We start from the raw sequence: 17357 nt of genomic DNA on the forward strand, positions 1-17357 counted from the left end.
TTCGCTTCGTAATACTCCGCCTCCATTCTGGCCGTACCTGCGCGTGCGGCCTTTGTTCGTCGGCTTCATGGATGTTCCGGCGGTGGTTGTAACGAGACAGCTGGAGCGCCGAATGGCATTGTTCAAACGCAGCACAACGACTGCGGCAGGTTTCGACTGGGCCGGTCTACTCTGGCTTTTTGTGTTCTTCTGGTACTTTTCCGGCATTACCCAACTGCTGATTCAGATCACCGGCACCTCCGGTTTCAGCGGGTTCCGCCAAGCGTTCTTCATGAGCGCACTCTGGCTGGCGCCGATGCTGCTGTTCCCCAAGCGCACCAAACTGCTGGCCGCCGTGATCGGCATCGTGCTGTGGGCTTGCTCGATGGCCAGTCTGGGTTACTTCTTCATTTACCAGCAGGAATTCTCCCAGAGCGTCATCTTCATCATGTTCGAGTCGAACGTGTCCGAAGCCGGCGAGTACATGACCCAGTACTTTGCCTGGTGGATGGTGCCGGCGTTCCTCGCGCATACGGCATTCGCCTACTTCCTGTGGACGCGCCTGCGCCCGGTGTACATGCCGCGCGGCCGCGCCATGGTCGCCGCCGCCGCCATCGTGATTGCCGTGGTCGGTTATCCGCTGGTCAAACAGACCCTGCGTATGGGCACCTTCGCTCAAGGCTTCGAGAAATTCGAGACCCGCATCGAGCCGGCCGTGCCGTGGCAAATGGCCGTGGCCTACCACCGTTATCTCGATACGCTGGCCGACATGCAAGGCATGCTGCACAGCGCGAGCAAGATCCCGCCGCTACATAACCTCAAGACAGCGGGCGCCGATCAGCCGTCCACGCTAGTGCTGGTGATCGGCGAATCGACCAACCGCCAGCGCATGAGCCTCTACGGTTATCAACGCAACACCACGCCTGAGCTGGACAAACTCAAGGATCAACTGGCTGTCTTCGACAACGTCGTCACCCCTCGCCCGTACACCATCGAGGCGTTGCAGCAGGTGCTGACCTTCGCTGACGAAGAAAATCCCGACCTGTACCTGTCGACGCCGTCGCTGGTCAGCATGATGAAACAGGCAGGCTACAAGACCTTCTGGATCACCAACCAGCAGACCATGACCAAGCGCAACACCATGCTCACGACGTTCTCCGAGCAGGCTGACGAGCAGGTCTACCTGAACAACAACCGCAACCAGAACGCCGCCCAATACGACGGTGACGTGATCGAACCGTTCAACAAAGCCCTGGCCGATGCTGCACCGCGCAAATTGATCGTTGTTCATCTGCTCGGCACGCACATGAGCTACCAGTACCGCTATCCGCCGACCTTCGACAAGTTCCAGGATCGCAATGGCGTCCCGGCCGGCGTACGTGACGATCAGGTGCCAACCTACAACAGCTACGACAACGCGGTGCTGTACAACGACTTCGTGGTGTCGAGCCTGATCAAGGATTACGCCAAGTCCGATCCGAACGGCTTCCTGCTGTATCTCTCGGACCACGGTGAAGACGTGTTCGACTCTGCCGGTCACAGCACCCTGGGGCGTAACGAAAACAAGCCGACGGCGCCGATGTACACCATCCCGTTCATGGCTTGGGCATCGCCTAAATGGAAGGCCAACCATGACTGGAACTTCGCCGGCGACCTTGACCGTCCGTACAGCAGCTCGCACCTGATACACACCTGGGCGGACATGGCCGGTTTGAGTTTCGATGAGCTGGACCGCAGCAAGAGCGTGGTCAGCGAAAGCTTCAAGCAACGCCCGTTGCTGATCGGTGATCCGTACCAGACCGAGCAGCGTGCGCTGATCGACTTCAGTCTGATGAAGCCGAAAAAGCCCGACACCGCACCCGCAGACGTCGCGCAAAAGTAACACTGTGAAGGGGCCGAAACCGGCCCCTTTTTCTTGCCCGCCACATATACAAACAATAATGTTTCGCGTTTGATACTAAATCTCAGGCTGGCGCTTCGTCTTTGAGCAAACGGATTTTTTCCCTCGAAGACAAGGAGTCGGCTGCGATGTTCGCGCCCATCACCCGTTCCATGACCCTCACGCTCGGCCTCTGTGGAGCCGCCCTGAGCCCCGATCTGCTGGCTGAATCCGAAACTGAAAAGCCGCCGGAATCCGCCACCACGGCGCTGGAGCTGGCATCGACCAGCGTCACCGCACAAGGTTTGGGCACCACCACTGAAAATACCAGCGCCTATACCACCGGCGCCATGAGCACCGCGACGCGGATGAACCTGTCGATCAAGGAAACCCCGCAATCGGTTTCCGTGATCACTCGTCAACAGATGGATGATTTCAAACTCGGTACATTGTCCGAGGCCATGCGCCAGACCACGGGCGTGGTTGTGCAGCACATGGACTCCGACCGGGTCGACTATTCGGCGCGCGGTTATTCGATCGAAAACTTCCAGATCGACGGAATGCTCAACACCTTCGACCGCATGAAGACGGATGCCGACACGATCATTTACGACCGCATCGAGGTGGTACGCGGCGCCACCGGGCTGACGACGGGTGCGGGCGATCCTTCGGCGACCATCAACATGGTGCGCAAACGTCCGACCGCGCAATGGCAGGCGCTGGCCGGAGTCAGTGGCGGCAGCTACGACAATTACTACAGCTACGTCGACGTCGGCGGGCCGTTGGCTTTCGACGGGCGCTTGCGCGGGCGGACGGTATTGGCCTATCGCGACAACCAGTCGATCAAAGACAAATACGCGCTGCAACGCGAAGTCGGTTACGGCGTGCTGGAAGCCGACTTGACCGACTCCACGGTGCTGGCGGTCGGTTACGACTATCAGAACAAGCACGTGCAAGGCTCATCCTGGGGCACCGTACCCTACTGGAATGCCGATGGCGGCAAGGCCGGTCTGGGGCGTTCGACCAACATGGCGACGTCCTGGAGCTCCTGGCCGCTGCAAGACAAAACCGCATTCGCCACCCTCGATCAGCAACTGGCCGGCGGCTGGCACCTGAAAGCGGCGTACACCCATCGCGACAGCACCAGTGACGGCAAGGTCTATTACGGCGGAGGCGGTTTCCCCGAGGCCGACCGCAGCGGCATGAACGCCTACACCTCGCACATGATCGGCACGCAGAAAATGCAGGCGTATGACTTCAACGTCTCCGGTCCTTACTCGCTGCTGGGGCGTGAGCACGAAATGATGTTCGGCTACGGTGAGGCGGAGCGCCGCTCAAACTCCCCTTACACCATTGCCGGTGCGCGCCCCAAGGATTACGCAACCATCCGCGACTGGAAATACATGGGTGACATCGCAAAATTCAGCGACACCGTCACCGACCTCACCAGCTCGAAGGACAATACCCGACAAAAGGCCGGATACATCGCCACGCGCCTGAGCCTGACTGATGAGTTGCACGCGGTGCTGGGCAGCCGATACGGCAGTTGGGAAGCCTCCAGCACCAGCAACCGTTACGACGCCAATCGGCAACTGAGCAAAGTCGATTACACCAGTCAGAAACAGAACGACGTATGGACGCCTTACGCTGGCCTGTTATATGACCTGACCCCGGAATACACCGCGTACGTGAGCTACACCGACATCTTCAAACCCCAAGGCAACCGCGACAAGAATCGCAAGTACATCGACCCGGTGGTTGGCAAAAACTATGAAGTGGGCATCAAGGGCAGTTTGCTGGAGGAGCGCCTGAACCTGTCAACGGCGGTGTTCTGGAGCAAACAGGACAACGTCGCCGAACTCGATAACTCGGTACCGGCGGATCCGGTTACCCGCGAACAGTTCTATAAATCCGGCGGCAAGGGCAACAAGGTCAACGGTTTTGAGGCCGAAGTGTCCGGGGAAGTCCTCCAGGGCTGGAACATGACCGCCGGTTACACCTATACCCACTCGGTGAACGGCGAGAGCGAGCGCACCAACACCAATCAGCCGATGAACCTGTTACGCGTCTCCACGGCGTACCGTTTGCCGGGCGAATGGCAGGCCCTGACCGTGGGCGGTGCGGTGAACTGGCAAAGCGATGTATATGGCACCTCAAGCCGACCGGTCGGTCTCGACACTGAAGAGGCACGAATCAACCAGAGCGCCTACACAGTGGTCAATCTGATGTCGCGGTACGAATTTGATCGGCATCTGTCGGCGTCGCTGAACGTCAACAACCTGTTCGACAAGAAGTATTACGACAACGTCGGCTTCTATAACGGCGTGTACTGGGGCGATCCGCGCACAGTGACGATGAGTCTCGACTGGAAGCTTTGACCCCTTCACCTCTGGCGCGGTGCACCTTGGCCTGATGTGCGCCGCGTCTGTCAGACAGCGCCCGGCAACATGCTGCAAAAACCACACTGAGCGGGCGTTAACCCGGTGTTAATTCAGGCCACCCAGACTCGCTTCCGAGATCTGCTTCATGGACGAACGGCTCCCACTTGTTCAGTAGGAGGCACCATGAAAATCACTACCGTAATCCTTGCCGGGGTGTTTGCCCTCGGTTCTGCCAGCGTTTTCGCCGAAGGTGGCGCTGAGCGCATGCGTTATTACTACGACAACTTCCCTGTCCACCAGGCCCAGAGCGAGCAGAAGAGCGACGCCAACGCGAAAGAAATTCGCGTTCCCGCCGATCAGACGGCGCAAGTGACCGAGTCCTATCGCGACTGAGATTGACCGAGCAACCGATGGACCTCTCATGGCTCCGCTCTGGCCTGGGAGAAGACAGTTGGGCGCCCTTTTCGGGCGCCTTTTTTTATGGCTAAAGGTTTTTGATCCAGAACAACATGCGTCCGTGATCCGGATTGAACATACCGGGCGCAAAGCCGAATTTGCTATAGGAATTCTGGGCCACAGTATTGCCTTCGAGCACTTCGAGGGTGATCTTGCAGCAGCCGCGCTGCCGGGCGATTTCCTCGACTTTCTGCAGCATTTTCTGACTCAGACCGAGGCCGCGAAACTCGTTCACCACCATCACGTCATGGACATTGACCAACGGTTTGCAGGCAAATGTGGAAAACCCTTCAAAGCAGTTAACCAGACCCGCCGGTTCACCACCGACAAAGGCCAGCACGCTGAACGCATGCGGCCGGCGAGCCAGTTCTTCGGGCAGGCGACGCAGCAGATCAGGGTCGAGAGAATGGCCACCGCCCATAGGGTCTTCGGCGTAATGATTGAGCACGATACCGATGGCCTCGGCGTGCGTTGGATTGCTGTAGCTGGCTTGAAGCACAAGAATTTCTGTGGAATCCATTTCCATCCCCAAACACACAAAAGCCCCGGCGCGCAAAGTGCTTGCTGAAAGGCTGTCCCGACCTTAGCGCGAGCGTGGTACAGCAAACAACCCTGTAGTGAGGGGATTTAGCGAAACGTCGCACCGCCCCGATGGGGGTGCGAAGCAGCCCTTTTTTAAATCAAAAGTGGGCCTGCTGCGCACGCCATCGGGGATAAATCCCCTCACCACAGGCAGATTTCAGGCAGGGGTTTCTCAGTGACCCCAGATCAGTTCTTCGGTCCAGCCCAGTTCGGCGAAGTCTTCTGCGCGTAATGCCGCTTCACCGACGCAGAAAAATTCGTCCAGTTGCGGCGGTTTTACCGAGGTGTCGCTGAGCATCGCATGCACTTGCCCACGATGATGGATCTGGTGTTCGAACAGGTGCGAAAGCATGCGCAGGCGGCTGTCATGCTGCGGTGTATCGCGGGCAATGGTCACGATCCGGGCCAGATCGGCATCGCGCAGTTGCTCGCAATAGGCAATCAGCCGCCGATCAACATGGGCCTGTTCTTCGCGCAGTTGCGGGCCGTCGGTAAACGGCTCCTCCACGTTGAAAAACACATAGCAGTCGGGGTGCGGCTCGGCCCCGCGCAGCTCGCGTTCAAGCGCGTCCACGTAGAACCAGTCACAGGCAAGAATGTGATTGAGGGTCAGGCGGATGCTCGGGAAAAAACTCACTCGCGGCGCAGCCAAATCATGGTCATCGAGTTGCGTCCAGGCCTTGGCCAAGCGGTGATTGGCCCACGCATTCTGGTAAGCCATGGTCAACAGATGATGTGATAACGGTTGGCTCATGTCGGCGCCCTCTTCACTCAAGCTTCGGCAAAGCGCTGCAGCTGCATCTCCTGCAAGCGGCTGAGGGTGCGGCGGAACGGGAATTCCAGATAACCCTCGGTGTACAGCGCATCCATTGACACTTGAGCCTCGATGTACAACGGCACCTTGCGGTCGTAGCACTCGTCGACCAACGCGATGAAACGCCGCACGCCATCGTCGTGAACCGACAATTGCGGCAACTCGCGGTCACCCGCCACCACCCGCTGCGCACCGTCTTCGGTGCCGCGCGCGATGCGCCCTTCGCGTTTCTGTGCGCTGAGGTTCGGCACTTCGCTCAACAGGATAGCCCGGTAGCGGTCGCACAGCGCGATGAAATCCATGGCGGCGAATGGCTGCTCGCAGAGGTCAGCGTAGCGACACCAGATAACGCTTTCACTGGCCTGCACCACATTGAGCACACGATGCCCGACCGGCACCGGTTCCGCGCTGCTCGACTGCCCTGAGGTCAGCACTCGAAAAACCTCTGCCAATGCACTGGCGGCTCCCGGCGCGGCAATAAAGTAGCGCTGTTCGATAGCGCCCGGATGCAGCCGATGATCCTCGGCTCCATTTACCGCGACCACCTGCATATGCGCCTTGATCGCAGCGATCGCCGGAACAAAACGGTCGCGATTGAAGCCATCGGCATACAGGTCATCCGGTGGCAGATTCGAGGTACAGACCACCACCACACCTTCGTCAAACATCACCTGAAACAGCCGGCCGAGAATGATCGCGTCGCCAATGTCGTTGACGAACAGTTCATCGAAGCACAATACCCGCACTTCGGCTGCCAGCTCTTTGGCCAGTGCGCGCAGTGGATCGGCGATCCCGGTCAACTGGAACGAACGCTGATGCACCCAGCCCATGAAATGATGGAAATGCTGACGCCGCGCCGGCACCCGCAGGCTCTGATAAAACTGATCCATCAGCCAGGTCTTGCCGCGCCCCACCGGGCCCCACAGATAAACGCCGGTGACCGAGCGGGCACCGGCGTGCAAGGCTTCGTGGCATTTTTGCAGCGCCCAGACGGCATGTTCCTGAGCTTCATCCTGGATGAAACCCTTGTGGTCGATGGCGTGCTGCCAGGCGCTTAGCGGAGAGTCGAAAGTCATGCGCGGCAGTATGCACGATGCTCCCCGGCCAACACAAAACCCCGCCCAGATCTCCTGTGGGAGCGGGTTTATTCGGTGCTGTTGAGATCGACTTTATGTCGGGCGGCATAGAGACAGAGCATTTCCATAGCCAATGTAGCGGCGGCTAATGAAGTGACTTCTGCATGATCGTAAGCCGGCGCCACTTCCACCACGTCCATGCCCACCAGATTGATCCCGCGCAAACCACCGAGAATCTCCAGCGCCTGCACCGTGCTCAAACCGCCGCACACCGGGGTGCCGGTGCCGGGAGCGAACGCCGGATCGAGGCAATCGATGTCGAACGTCAGGTACACCGGGTTATCGCCGACGCGTGCGCGAATCGCTTCGACGATTGCCTCGCAGCCACGCCGATGCACTTGCCGGGCGTCGAGCACCTGAAACCCCTGATGATCGTCATTGGTGGTACGCAAGCCGATCTGCACCGAACGCGCCGGATCGACCAGGCCTTCGCGCGCCGCATGCCAGAACATGGTGCCGTGATCGACACGCTTGCCCTCCTCGTCCGGCCAGGTGTCGCTGTGCGCATCGAAGTGGATCAGCGACAGCGTGCCGTGCTTGCGGGCATGCGCCTTGAGCAGCGGATAACTGATGAAGTGGTCGCCACCGAAGGTCAGCATGGCGCTGCCGGCATTGAGAATATGTTCGGCGTGGGCCTCGATGCTTTCCGGGATGCTGTGGGGCGAGCCGTAATCGAAATCACAGTCGCCGTAATCGATCACCGCCAGCTGATCGAACGGATCAAACGCCCATGGCCAATGGCGCTCCCAGGCAATCCCGGTGGACGCAGCGCGTATCCCCCGTGGCCCGAAACGGGCGCCCGGACGGTTGCTGGTGGCGGTGTCGAACGGCACGCCGCTGACCGCTACGTCGACACCGCGCAGGTCGCGGCTGTAGCGGCGGCGCATGAAACTGGTGATGCCGGCGTAGGTGCTTTCGGCGGCTGTGCCGTACAGGCTGTCACGGGTCAAAGCCTGGTCATTGAGCATGGGCTGATCCATCGGTGTGCTCCTGGTTGTCATTGTTGAGTTATTGATGGCTACGGAACGTGGTCCACAGACGCGTGCGCTGACGCATGTCCTTGAGACTCATGCTGCGGTCGGCGTACAGGCGTTCGCGCACTGCGCTCGGCGGGTAGATGTCAGGGTCGTTGCGCACCGCTTCATCCACCAGCGGCGTCGCGGCCTGGTTGGCGGTGGCGAAAAACAGCGTGTTGGTCAGTTCCGCCACCGAGTCGGGACGCAACATGAACTCGATAAACGCCCGCGCCGCTTCGGGGTGCGGCGCGTCCTTGGGGATCGCCAGGTTGTCCTGCCAGATCAGCGTGCCTTCCTTGGGAATGCGATAAGCGACTTCGTACGGCTTGTTGGCCTTACGCGCCTGATCGGCGGCCATGCTCGCGTCACCGTTGTAGGTCAGGGCCAGGCACACGTTACCGCTGGCCAGATCGTTGATCTGCCGGCCGGTGGCGACGTACAGCACCGACGGCTGAAGCTTTTGCAACAACGCTTCGGCGGCGGCCAGATCCTGCTTGTCGGTGCTGTAGGGATCTTTGCCGAGGTAGTGCAGCGCCAGACCGATCACTTCCTGCGGCGAATCGAGAATCGCGATGCCGCAGTCCTTGAGCTTGCTGGCGTATTCGGGTTTGAACAGCAAGTCGAGACTGTTCAGCGGCACGTTCGGAAGACGTTGCTTGACCGCTTCGACGTTCATGCCCAAGCCGAGCGTGCCCCAGGTGTAGGGAACGCCGTAGCGATTACCCGGGTCGACGGCGGCAAGTTTCTCCAGCAGATCGGCATCAAGATTGGCGTAGCCCTTGAGCCCGTCGTGGGGAATCTCTTTCAGCGCCCCGGCTGCCAGCCCACGGGCCAGCACGCTGGAGGACGGCACCACAACGTCGTACCCGCTGCCGCCAGTAAGCAATTTGGTTTCCAGCACTTCGGAGGTATCGAACGTGTCGTAGCGCACGTGAATCCCGGTTTGCTGTTCGAAACGCTGCAGGGTCTGAGGCGGCACGTAATCGGCCCAGCTGTAGAGATTGAGGGTTTGGTCCTCGGCCTGGGCATTGATGGCCACGGACAACAACAGCGCGGGGAAACACAGCTTGAACATGGGAGCCATGACGAACACCTGACCGGAGGAAGTGGTGACAGGATGCGCGCTCGGATACATTGGCAAAATTCCAAGTTTATTAACCTGACTTTATCGCGGAGTAATGTGATGCTCGGACAGCTTCACGACGTCGATCTGCAGCTGTTGCGCCTGTTCGTGCGGGTGGTCGAGTGCGGGGGCTTCAGTGCCGCGCAAGGCGAACTGGGCCTGAGCCAATCGAGCATCAGCCAGCAAATGGCCAAACTGGAAACCCGTCTCGGCTATCGGCTGTGCAGCCGTGGCAAGGGCGGTTTCAGTGTCACCCCCAAAGGTGAGCAGTTACTGATCGCCGTGCGCAGTCTGTTTGAGTCGATTGAAACCTTCCGCCATCAATCCAACGGCGTCGCCGGGCGATTGATCGGTGAAGTGCGGTTGGGCATTTCCGAGGCCGTCGATCAATCGGTGCTGCAACGCGTCGCCGAGGCAATCCGCCGTTTTCGTGAGCGCGATCAATCGGTGCGCATCGAGTTGATCAGCGCAATGCCCGGCGAGATGGAGCGCTTGCTGCTGCAACAGCGGCTGGATCTGGCGATCGGCTACTTCTCGCAGGTACAGAGTGCCTTCGACTACCGCCAGTTGTTCAGTGAAACCCAGCATTTGTATTGCGCGCCCGGGCATCCGTTGTTCACGGATGAAGCGCCCAGTGATGCGGCAATAGAGGCTTGTGACCGGGTCGATCACCCGTATCGGTTTTTGCGTTCGGATGAGCCGTTTCAGGGCAAGCACTGTTCGGCGCGCTCGGAGCAGGTCGAGGGAACGCTGGCGTTTATCTTGTCGGGCAAGCATGTCGGTTATCTGCCGGATCACTATGCGCGTGACTGGCAGGCCAAAGGCTTGTTGCGGCCGGTGCGTGAGGGCGAATTGAGTTTCGAGGTGGCATTTCATCTGGCCCGTCATCGCGCGCAGGTGCCGGGGGATACGCAGAAAGCCTTTGAAGAGGATTTGCTCGCGGCGTTTGCTTGAACAACCTTTGAGAACACACCCCTGTGGCGAGGGGATTTATCCCCGATGGACTGCGCAGCAGGCCCATTCTTTCAGGGCAAAGAGCTGGGGGCGCTTCGCACCCCATCGGGGATAAATCCCCTCGCCACAGATAAATCCCCTCGCCACAAAGTTCTCTGTTGGTCTGATGGCTATGTTCAAACCCGCTTGCCCCAATAAAACCTGACCTTTCAGGCAGTTTTAATGCGTTGCCCTCGCCGCCCTCTTCCGGCATTCTGCGCCTCCATTTTTTGACCCGGCCTCGCCTCACGGCGCGCAAAACACCATGACCGTCTCTGAAAAAGTCCCGCGCAACAACGATCTGATCTACGGCCTCAACGACCGCCCGCACCTCACCGCGACCGTATTTGCCGCACTGCAGCATGTGCTCGCCAGTTTCGTCGGCATCATCACCCCGACCCTGATCATGGGCGGTGCCCTCGGCCTGCAAAGCGAAATTCCGTATCTGATCAGCATGGCGCTGTTCGTCTCCGGCCTCGGCACCTTCGTGCAAGCCAAGCGCTTCGGCCCGGTCGGTTCGGGGCTGCTGTGCCTGCAAGGGACGAGTTTTTCCTTTATCAGCGTGATTCTCAGCGCCGGTTTCATGGTCAAGGCGCGCGGCGGCGGCACCGATGAAATCCTCTCGACGATCTTTGGCGTGTGCTTCTTCGCCGCGTTCATCGAGGTGGTCCTTAGCCAGTTCATCGGCAAACTGCGCATGCTGATCACCCCGGTGGTGACGGGCACGATCATCACCCTGATGGGCTTGTCGCTGATCAAAGTGGCAATGACCGACATTGCCGGCGGTTTCGGCGCGCCTGACCTGGGCGCCGCCAGCCACATCTTCCTCGCGGCGCTGGTGATCGGCACCATCGTTGTGCTGAACCGCGTCGACGTACCGTTTCTGCGTCTGGGTGCCATCGTCATCGGCCTGACCCTCGGCTACGTGGTGGCGTGGATGATGGGCACCGTGGATTTCGCGACGATGCCCGAGGTACCGCTGGTCAGCGTGCCGGTGCCGTTCAAATATGGTTTCAACTTCGACTGGGTGGCGTTCGTGCCCGTGGCGGTAATTTTCCTCGTGTCGCCGCTGGAAGCCGCCGGCGACCTGACCGCCAACTCGATGATCTCCCGGCAACCGGTGAAAGGCCCGCTGTACATCCGCCGGATCAAGTCCGGCCTGCTCGCCGACGGCCTCAACTCGGCCATGGCCGCTGTGTTCAACAGCATGCCGATGGTGACCTTCGCACAGAACAACGGGGTGATTCAGCTCACCGGCGTGGCCAGCCGTTACGTGGCGTTCTTTATCGCCGGCCTGCTGGTGGTGTTGGGGCTGTTCCCGATGATTGGCGCTGTTCTGCAACTGATGCCGAAACCGGTGCTCGGCGGTGCGGAACTGGTGATGTTCGGCACCGTCGCCGTGGCCGGGATCAAGATTCTCGCCGAGGCCGGCCTGCATCGACGCAACATGCTCATCGTGGCGATTTCCCTGGGGATGGGCCTGGGCATCGCCGCTGTTCCGGAAGTGCTGCGCGAACTGCCGCAGGCTTTGCGCAACATCTTTGAATCGCCGATCACCGTCGGTGCCTTGTGCGCTATCGTGCTGAACATTTTCCTGCCGGAGGAATTCATCGAGCTGGAAGAAGACGACTTCGATCCGGAAGCCTCTATTCTTCAGGTCATGGAAAACCCGGACGTCCCGGCCAAGGGTGAACCTGCCTCGGCTGCGGCTGTCGCACAGTTGAACCGCTAAAAGCTTCGCCAATAAAAAGGGCTGAGCCGGCAACGGTTCAGCCCTTTTTTATTGAGAGATTTTTATGCGCCGTTTGCACGCCGTCATCCTGTCGCTACTGCTGTTGTCGCTCAGTGCCTGCGCGCTGTTTCCCAATCGTGATCCGGTCAATATCAACGTGGTCGGCATCGAGCCACTGACCAGCCAGGATCTGGAAGTGCGCTTCGCCATCAAACTGCGCGTGCAAAACCCCAACGAAACCGCCATCGATTACAACGGCATTGCCCTGGATCTTGAAGTCAACGGCCACCCGCTGGCCTCTGGCGTCAGCGACCAGCGCGGTACGATCGCGCGCTTCTCTGAAACCGTGGTCAGTGTGCCGGTCAGCGTTTCCGCATTCTCGGTGCTACGCCAGACCCTGGGTCTGAGCCAGACACAAACCCTCGACAACCTGCCTTACGTGCTGCGCGGCAAGCTCGCCGGCGGGCTGTTCGGCACCATGCGCTTTACCGACAGCGGCAAACTGAGCCTGCCCAAAGCCAGCGCCGCGACCTGGTAAAGATGCGGTAGTCTGCGTCGTTCAACACAGACACACATGGAGGCCGCAGGTTTATGGAAGACACACCGACGTTGTACACCGAACGGCTGATCCTGCGTCCGCTGGAGCTGGCGGATGCCCACGCTGTACAACAGGAGTTTGCCCACTGGGAAGTGGTGCGCTACCTGAACGCCGCCGTGCCGTGGCCGTACCCGGAGGATGGCGCACTCACCTACCTGCGCGACATTGCGTTGCCAGCGATGGCCGCCGGCAAGGAATGGCATTGGTCGATTCGCCCGAAGACCGCGCCGCAACAGTTGATCGGCAATATCAGCCTGATGGATCAAGCAGACAACAACCGTGGACTCTGGCTGGCACCGGCCTGGCAAGGTCAGGGTTTGATGAGCGAAGCCTGCGTGGCGGTGACTGACCACTGGTTTGGAACCCTTGCTCGCCCGGTGATGCGAGTGCCGAAAGCGGCGCCGAATATCGGCTCGCGCCGCCTCTCCGAACGCGCCGGCATGCGCCTGATTCGCAGCGACGAAGACAATTTTGTCGGAGGGCGCTTTGCTCGGGATCTCTGGGAAATCACCCGCGAGGAATGGCTGCAACAGAAGTGATCCCTGAACCCTGGATCTCTGAACCCTGTGGGAGCTGGCTTGCCAGCGATGGGGCCTTATCTGCCGACATCATTGTTGTCAGCCCCACCGCCATCGCTGGCAAGCCAGCTCCCACATGTTATGTGTCAAGCCCGAACGTCATGTGTTGAAGCGCACCCCCGGTTTGGCGCGTTCGTCGACGCTCAGCTCGAAGATATCGGGCCGGGCGTAATGGCCGACCACGTCGTAGTCATACCGGGCGCGAACCAGGTCTGCGGTATCGATTTCGGCCGTCAGCAACCCCGCCTCCCCACGCAACGGCCCTGCGAGTACGTCGCCCATCGGCCCGACGATCACACTGCCACCGGCAATCAACGAACGATCCGCCGGCCAGTTGGCAATCTCCACGCCCAGTTGATTCGGCGACGCCTGCACCTGACAGGCACTAACCACAAAGCAACGGCCCTCATGGGCGATGTGGCGCATGCTCACCTGCCACATTTCACGCTCATCCACGGTCGGCGCGCACCAGACTTCAATGCCCTTGGCGTACATCGCCGTGCGCAGCAGCGGCATCATGTTTTCCCAGCACACCACCGCGCCGAGTTTGCCGACCTGCGTGTCGAGCACAGGCAATGTCGAGCCATCGCCCTTGCCCCAGATCAGCCGTTCGGTGCCCGTAGGCATCAGTTTGCGGTGCTTGGCTACCAGTCCGGTCGGCGGATCGAAATACAGCACCGTGCAATACAAGGTGCTGCCGGCGCGCTCGATCACGCCGATCACCAGATTGGCGCCGGTACGCGCCGACAGACCGGCCAAGGCTTCGGTTTCCGCCCCGGGTACATCAATCGCATTGGCGAAATAACGCGCATACGCCTCGCGACCTTCCGGCAACCGATAACCCAGCTGCGTGCCGAAGCCTTCGCCTTTCGGATAACCACCGAGCAACGCTTCCGGCATCACCACCAACGCCGCGCCGGACTCGATGATCGCCGCCTCCCAGCCCAGAATCTGCTCCAGGGTTTCGCCCTTGCCACCGGGCAAAGAGCCGATTTGCAGGGCAGCAACAATTGACTTTGGCATCGCGGTCACTCCATCCGATTCAAGTGTTGCTGATTCTCCGGCGCCACGGGATCATGAATAAAGCCCCGATCACTGCTGAATGATATGAGCCAGATGAATATCGCCAATGTCGACCTCAACCTGCTGAAAGTCTTCGAAGCGCTGCATGAGGAATCCAGTGCCAGCCGTGCAGCGTTGCGCCTGGGCGTGACGCAATCGGCCGTCAGCGCGGCGTTGCGGCGCTTGCGTGAGGTGTATGGCGATCAACTGTTTGTGCGCACCGGCCGGGGACTCGCGCCGACGCTCAGGGCCAATCAGCTCAAACCGGTGGTCAGCGAGGCCCTGAACAAATGCCGACAAAGCCTGGCGATGGTCGACCCGGCGGCCAATCAATACGACGGGCGTTCGGTGACCGTTGGTCTGTCGGACGACTTTGAAATCGCCTATGGCCGTCGCTTGATCGAAGAAATCGCCCGGAGCGCGCCGAAACTGCGGCTGATTTTCCGCCAGACGCATAGCCAGATCGTCGCCCGCGCCCTGATGGAACGCAGTATCGATCTGGCGATAACCGCTGGCGGATTTGCCGAGCGCCTGCTCAGTCGTCAGGTCTTGGGTGAAGGGGGTTACGCCTGTCTGGTCGACTCGGCGAGCCTCGCGCCCGGCCAGCAGCAGATCACTCTGCACGAGTTCGTCGACCGCGAGCACATTCTGGTGTCGTCCGGCGGTTTTATCGGGATTACCGATGAGGGTCTGGCAGCGGTGGGGATGAGTCGCCGGGTATGCGCGTCGACCACGCATTTTGCTGCACTGCCTCATCTGCTCAAGGGCAGTCAGGCCGTGGCGACGATCCCGGCACATGCCGCCGAAAGTATCGCCGCGCTTACCGGTCTGGCGTTGTTGCCCTGCCCGCTGGCCTTGCCGCGTTACCCGATCGAACTGGGCTGGCGCACCAGCACGCAGATCGACCCGGTGGTGGTGAAGGTCCGCGAGGCGATCGTCGCGTGTTTCGCCCTCGACTGAGGCGGCGTTACTTGTTCGCCGCCATCAGGCGATTGACTTCACTGCGCACCATGTTGGCGAACTCGGGTGGCGACATGCCGTCGAGCTCAGCGCGGACCCACTCGGCCCACTTGCCCTTGCGCTTGGCGCGCTCGCCGAACAAACGCGCGGCTTCGCCTTTGGCTTTGCCCAGATTGTTCTGCCAGAGTTCGAACAGACGGGATTTCTCATCTTCCAGCGCGGCGCGCTCTGCGAGGGATTTGTCGGCCAGATTGAAACTCATGGGGAATTATCCTGCTGCGTAAAATGGCGACATCTTACACGCTCGACGGAAATCTCCCGCGCAGGTTTTTGTTCACGGGCTAAATTCAGTGCAACTTTTTACAAAGCGCCACACTCCATTGATCACTGTCCATTCAACTGCAAGGAGTCACCCAATGGCCCGGAAATCCGCCGTGCAAGCCGCCGAAGACCAAATCAAGGATCAAGCCTTCAGCGAACTTCAGGCTCTGATCGAAGAGTCCGACAAACTGCTCAAGAGCAGCGCCTCACTGGTCGGTGAAGAAGCGGAGACCCTGCGCGGGCAAATCGCCCTGAAACTGCAACAGGCGCTGGATTCGGTTTCCAGCGTACGCGACCGCACCAAACCTGCCGTCGATGCGACCGAAAGCTACATTGGCGGCCATCCATGGCAGACCGTGGCGATTTCCGCCGGTTTCGGTCTGGTGGTTGGCTTGTTGCTCGGCCGTCGTTAAGCAAAATAATTTTGAGCAGAAACTCGTACCTGAGTTTGAACTCATTGTGGTGAGGGAATTTATCCCCGATGGGGCACGAAGTGGACCCGCTTTTAAATTAAAAGCCGGGCCTGCTGTGCAGGCCATCGGGGATAAATCCCCTCGCCACATATTTACTACCAGTCAACTCAATCAGCAGCCAGTTCCCGTAACTGCGCCAGCGCCTGCTGATCCAGCACGATTCCCTCAGCCAACGACTTCGCCCGCTGCAAATGCCGACGATCGCCCGGCAAACGCTTGAGCCCGACCCCGTGCATCTGCCGCACCAGCTCTTCACTGCGCTCGGCAAAACTCTGCCCGGCAGCCTTGCTCGGGTCTATAACGATCAGCAACTGCCCGGTCCATGGGGTTTTCGCCCCGGGATGATTCGACCAGTCGAACTCGAAGGAGAAGTTGCCGCCAGTCAGCGCCGCCGCCAACAATTCCACCATCATCGACAGCGCCGAGCCCTTGTGCCCGCCAAACGGCAACAACGCTCCACCTTCGAGAATCGCCTTCGGGTCCTGGGTGGGCTGACCGAGGCTGTCGACGCCCATGCCTGCCGGTAACTTCTCACCCTTGCGTGCAGCGATTTGTACGTCGCCATGGGCGATTGCGCTGGTGGCCAGATCGAAGACGATCGGTGCAGCGCCGGCACGTGGTGCGGCAAAGGCAATCGGATTGGTGCCGAACAACGGCCGATCGGCGCCGTGCGGTACCACGCAGGTCATGCTGTTGACCACGCTGAGCGCCACCAGACCTTCGTCGGCGAAGGGTTCGACATCCGGCCACAGCGCCGCAAAGTGATGGGAATTGCGAATCGCCAAGACCGCGATGCCGGCATGCCGCGCCTTCTCTACCAGCAATGGTCTGGCGGCGGCCAATGCCGGTTGGGCGAAACCGTTACCGGCATCGACGCGGACAAATCCGGGCGCGATGTCTTCGACCTGAGGCACGGCATGTCCATTGACCCAGCCGCTGTTCAGGGTCGAGACGTAACCAGGAATGCGGAACACGCCATGGCTGTGGGCACCGTCGCGCTCGGCGTTGGCGCAGTTGGCGGCCAGCACCCGGGCGACTTCAGAAGAGGTCCCGTGGCGCAGAAAAATCGTTTCGAGCAGTTGTGTCAGCGCTTCAAGCGATAACACGGAGGATTCGGCGGTTGAGACGTGATCGTGTGGCGCAGACATCTGAAGCTCCAGAATAATTATTGGAGGGAACAACAGCGTACGAACAACTTGCCGACCGATTAACCATGCCCGGGCGGCCGCGTGTCAACCCTCAATACCGAGCGTGTCATGGATAACCCGTCAGCC

The 17357-nt window shown here is 60.1% G+C and carries 17 protein-coding genes; 9 read left to right on the forward strand and 8 right to left on the reverse strand.

Features of this window, described 5'->3' with window-relative positions; genetic code table 11:
* The first annotated feature begins 112 nt into the window (after positions 1–112).
* From ACIONG_RS02585 to ACIONG_RS02595, 3 genes are all read left to right on the forward strand, one after another.
* Positions 113–1861, forward strand: coding sequence for a phosphoethanolamine transferase CptA (locus tag ACIONG_RS02585; RefSeq protein WP_401296497.1), 1749 nt, complete (start codon positions 113–115; stop codon positions 1859–1861).
* A gap of 146 nt (positions 1862–2007) precedes the next feature.
* Positions 2008–4236, forward strand: coding sequence for a TonB-dependent siderophore receptor (locus tag ACIONG_RS02590; protein WP_401296499.1), 2229 nt, complete (start codon positions 2008–2010; stop codon positions 4234–4236).
* 186 nt (positions 4237–4422) lie between these two features.
* Positions 4423–4632: a hypothetical protein gene (locus ACIONG_RS02595; protein ID WP_103302102.1), complete on the forward strand. Its 210-nt coding sequence runs from the start codon at positions 4423–4425 to the stop codon at positions 4630–4632.
* 91 nt (positions 4633–4723) lie between these two features.
* Here ACIONG_RS02595 and ACIONG_RS02600 read toward each other — a convergent pair whose 3' ends face one another.
* From ACIONG_RS02600 to ACIONG_RS02620, 5 genes are all read right to left on the reverse strand, one after another.
* Positions 4724–5215 (reverse strand): GNAT family N-acetyltransferase, encoded by a 492-nt coding sequence (locus ACIONG_RS02600; protein WP_103302103.1) that lies wholly within the window; start codon positions 5213–5215, stop codon positions 4724–4726.
* Between the two features lie 234 nt (positions 5216–5449).
* A complete protein-coding gene (locus ACIONG_RS02605) occupies positions 5450–6031 on the reverse strand; it encodes a DinB family protein (RefSeq protein ID WP_401296501.1) in 582 nt (193 codons plus the stop codon).
* Between the two features lie 17 nt (positions 6032–6048).
* Positions 6049–7167, reverse strand: coding sequence for a cell division protein ZapE (gene zapE / locus ACIONG_RS02610; protein ID WP_401296503.1), 1119 nt, complete (start codon positions 7165–7167; stop codon positions 6049–6051).
* Positions 7168–7235: 68 nt separating this feature from the next.
* Positions 7236–8207: an agmatinase gene (gene speB, locus ACIONG_RS02615; RefSeq protein ID WP_103302105.1), complete on the reverse strand. Its 972-nt coding sequence runs from the start codon at positions 8205–8207 to the stop codon at positions 7236–7238.
* Positions 8208–8235: 28 nt separating this feature from the next.
* Positions 8236–9327 (reverse strand): polyamine ABC transporter substrate-binding protein, encoded by a 1092-nt coding sequence (locus tag ACIONG_RS02620; RefSeq protein ID WP_315445508.1) that lies wholly within the window; start codon positions 9325–9327, stop codon positions 8236–8238.
* A gap of 99 nt (positions 9328–9426) precedes the next feature.
* On the opposite strand from ACIONG_RS02620, the gene ACIONG_RS02625 reads away from it, so the two are divergent.
* The 4 genes from ACIONG_RS02625 (at position 9427) to ACIONG_RS02640 (ending at position 13228) form a co-directional block, all read left to right on the forward strand.
* On the forward strand, positions 9427–10320 hold the full coding sequence (locus tag ACIONG_RS02625; protein WP_401296505.1) for a LysR family transcriptional regulator: 894 nt from the start codon (positions 9427–9429) through the stop codon (positions 10318–10320).
* Between the two features lie 304 nt (positions 10321–10624).
* Positions 10625–12091 (forward strand): nucleobase:cation symporter-2 family protein, encoded by a 1467-nt coding sequence (locus tag ACIONG_RS02630; RefSeq protein ID WP_401296507.1) that lies wholly within the window; start codon positions 10625–10627, stop codon positions 12089–12091.
* A gap of 64 nt (positions 12092–12155) precedes the next feature.
* On the forward strand, positions 12156–12629 hold the full coding sequence (locus ACIONG_RS02635) for an LEA type 2 family protein (RefSeq protein WP_401296509.1): 474 nt from the start codon (positions 12156–12158) through the stop codon (positions 12627–12629).
* A gap of 53 nt (positions 12630–12682) precedes the next feature.
* Positions 12683–13228 carry a GNAT family N-acetyltransferase gene (locus ACIONG_RS02640; protein WP_401296511.1) on the forward strand — a complete coding sequence of 182 codons (546 nt, stop codon included), beginning with the start codon at positions 12683–12685 and terminating at the stop codon, positions 13226–13228.
* 138 nt (positions 13229–13366) lie between these two features.
* On the opposite strand, the gene ACIONG_RS02645 is transcribed toward ACIONG_RS02640, so the two are convergent.
* A complete protein-coding gene (locus ACIONG_RS02645; protein ID WP_401296513.1) occupies positions 13367–14290 on the reverse strand; it encodes a carbon-nitrogen hydrolase family protein in 924 nt (307 codons plus the stop codon).
* Between the two features lie 84 nt (positions 14291–14374).
* On the opposite strand from ACIONG_RS02645, the gene ACIONG_RS02650 reads away from it, so the two are divergent.
* Entirely contained in the window at positions 14375–15289 is a 915-nt protein-coding gene (locus ACIONG_RS02650; RefSeq protein WP_315445514.1) for a LysR family transcriptional regulator, read from the forward strand.
* Positions 15290–15296: 7 nt separating this feature from the next.
* Here the strand turns inward: ACIONG_RS02650 and ACIONG_RS02655 are convergent, their stop codons facing one another.
* Complete coding sequence (locus ACIONG_RS02655) at positions 15297–15551, reverse strand: hypothetical protein (protein ID WP_038363082.1); 255 nt, start codon at positions 15549–15551, stop codon at positions 15297–15299.
* A gap of 154 nt (positions 15552–15705) precedes the next feature.
* Between ACIONG_RS02655 and ACIONG_RS02660 the strand changes: the two genes are divergently transcribed.
* Positions 15706–16023, forward strand: coding sequence for a YqjD family protein (locus ACIONG_RS02660; protein ID WP_016982860.1), 318 nt, complete (start codon positions 15706–15708; stop codon positions 16021–16023).
* A gap of 167 nt (positions 16024–16190) precedes the next feature.
* Here the strand turns inward: ACIONG_RS02660 and ACIONG_RS02665 are convergent, their stop codons facing one another.
* Entirely contained in the window at positions 16191–17231 is a 1041-nt protein-coding gene (locus ACIONG_RS02665) for an Ldh family oxidoreductase (RefSeq protein WP_401296516.1), read from the reverse strand.
* Between the last annotated feature and the right edge of the window lie 126 nt (positions 17232–17357).

The organism is Pseudomonas sp. NPDC087817 (assembly GCF_044742875.1).
In the GTDB taxonomy this organism is placed as follows: domain Bacteria; phylum Pseudomonadota; class Gammaproteobacteria; order Pseudomonadales; family Pseudomonadaceae; genus Aquipseudomonas.

Excerpts from the sequence above, each read along its gene's own strand:
- ACIONG_RS02590 (WP_401296499.1), top strand. The coding sequence starts at position 2,008 with ATGTTCGCGCCCATCACCCGTTCCATGACCCTCACGCTCGGCCTCTGT.
- ACIONG_RS02630 (WP_401296507.1), top strand. The coding sequence starts at position 10,625 with ATGACCGTCTCTGAAAAAGTCCCGCGCAACAACGATCTGATCTACGGC.
- ACIONG_RS02605 (WP_401296501.1), bottom strand. The coding sequence starts at position 6,031 with ATGAGCCAACCGTTATCACATCATCTGTTGACCATGGCTTACCAGAAT.
- ACIONG_RS02665 (WP_401296516.1), bottom strand. The coding sequence starts at position 17,231 with ATGTCTGCGCCACACGATCACGTCTCAACCGCCGAATCCTCCGTGTTA.
- ACIONG_RS02655 (WP_038363082.1), bottom strand. The coding sequence starts at position 15,551 with ATGAGTTTCAATCTGGCCGACAAATCCCTCGCAGAGCGCGCCGCGCTG.
- ACIONG_RS02660 (WP_016982860.1), top strand. The coding sequence starts at position 15,706 with ATGGCCCGGAAATCCGCCGTGCAAGCCGCCGAAGACCAAATCAAGGAT.
- ACIONG_RS02595 (WP_103302102.1), top strand. The coding sequence starts at position 4,423 with ATGAAAATCACTACCGTAATCCTTGCCGGGGTGTTTGCCCTCGGTTCT.
- ACIONG_RS02600 (WP_103302103.1), bottom strand. The coding sequence starts at position 5,215 with ATGGATTCCACAGAAATTCTTGTGCTTCAAGCCAGCTACAGCAATCCA.
- ACIONG_RS02585 (WP_401296497.1), top strand. The coding sequence starts at position 113 with ATGGCATTGTTCAAACGCAGCACAACGACTGCGGCAGGTTTCGACTGG.
- ACIONG_RS02635 (WP_401296509.1), top strand. The coding sequence starts at position 12,156 with ATGCGCCGTTTGCACGCCGTCATCCTGTCGCTACTGCTGTTGTCGCTC.
- ACIONG_RS02650 (WP_315445514.1), top strand. The coding sequence starts at position 14,375 with ATGAGCCAGATGAATATCGCCAATGTCGACCTCAACCTGCTGAAAGTC.
- ACIONG_RS02640 (WP_401296511.1), top strand. The coding sequence starts at position 12,683 with ATGGAAGACACACCGACGTTGTACACCGAACGGCTGATCCTGCGTCCG.
- ACIONG_RS02645 (WP_401296513.1), bottom strand. The coding sequence starts at position 14,290 with ATGCCAAAGTCAATTGTTGCTGCCCTGCAAATCGGCTCTTTGCCCGGT.
- ACIONG_RS02620 (WP_315445508.1), bottom strand. The coding sequence starts at position 9,327 with ATGGCTCCCATGTTCAAGCTGTGTTTCCCCGCGCTGTTGTTGTCCGTG.
- speB (WP_103302105.1), bottom strand. The coding sequence starts at position 8,207 with ATGGATCAGCCCATGCTCAATGACCAGGCTTTGACCCGTGACAGCCTG.
- zapE (WP_401296503.1), bottom strand. The coding sequence starts at position 7,167 with ATGACTTTCGACTCTCCGCTAAGCGCCTGGCAGCACGCCATCGACCAC.
- ACIONG_RS02625 (WP_401296505.1), top strand. The coding sequence starts at position 9,427 with ATGCTCGGACAGCTTCACGACGTCGATCTGCAGCTGTTGCGCCTGTTC.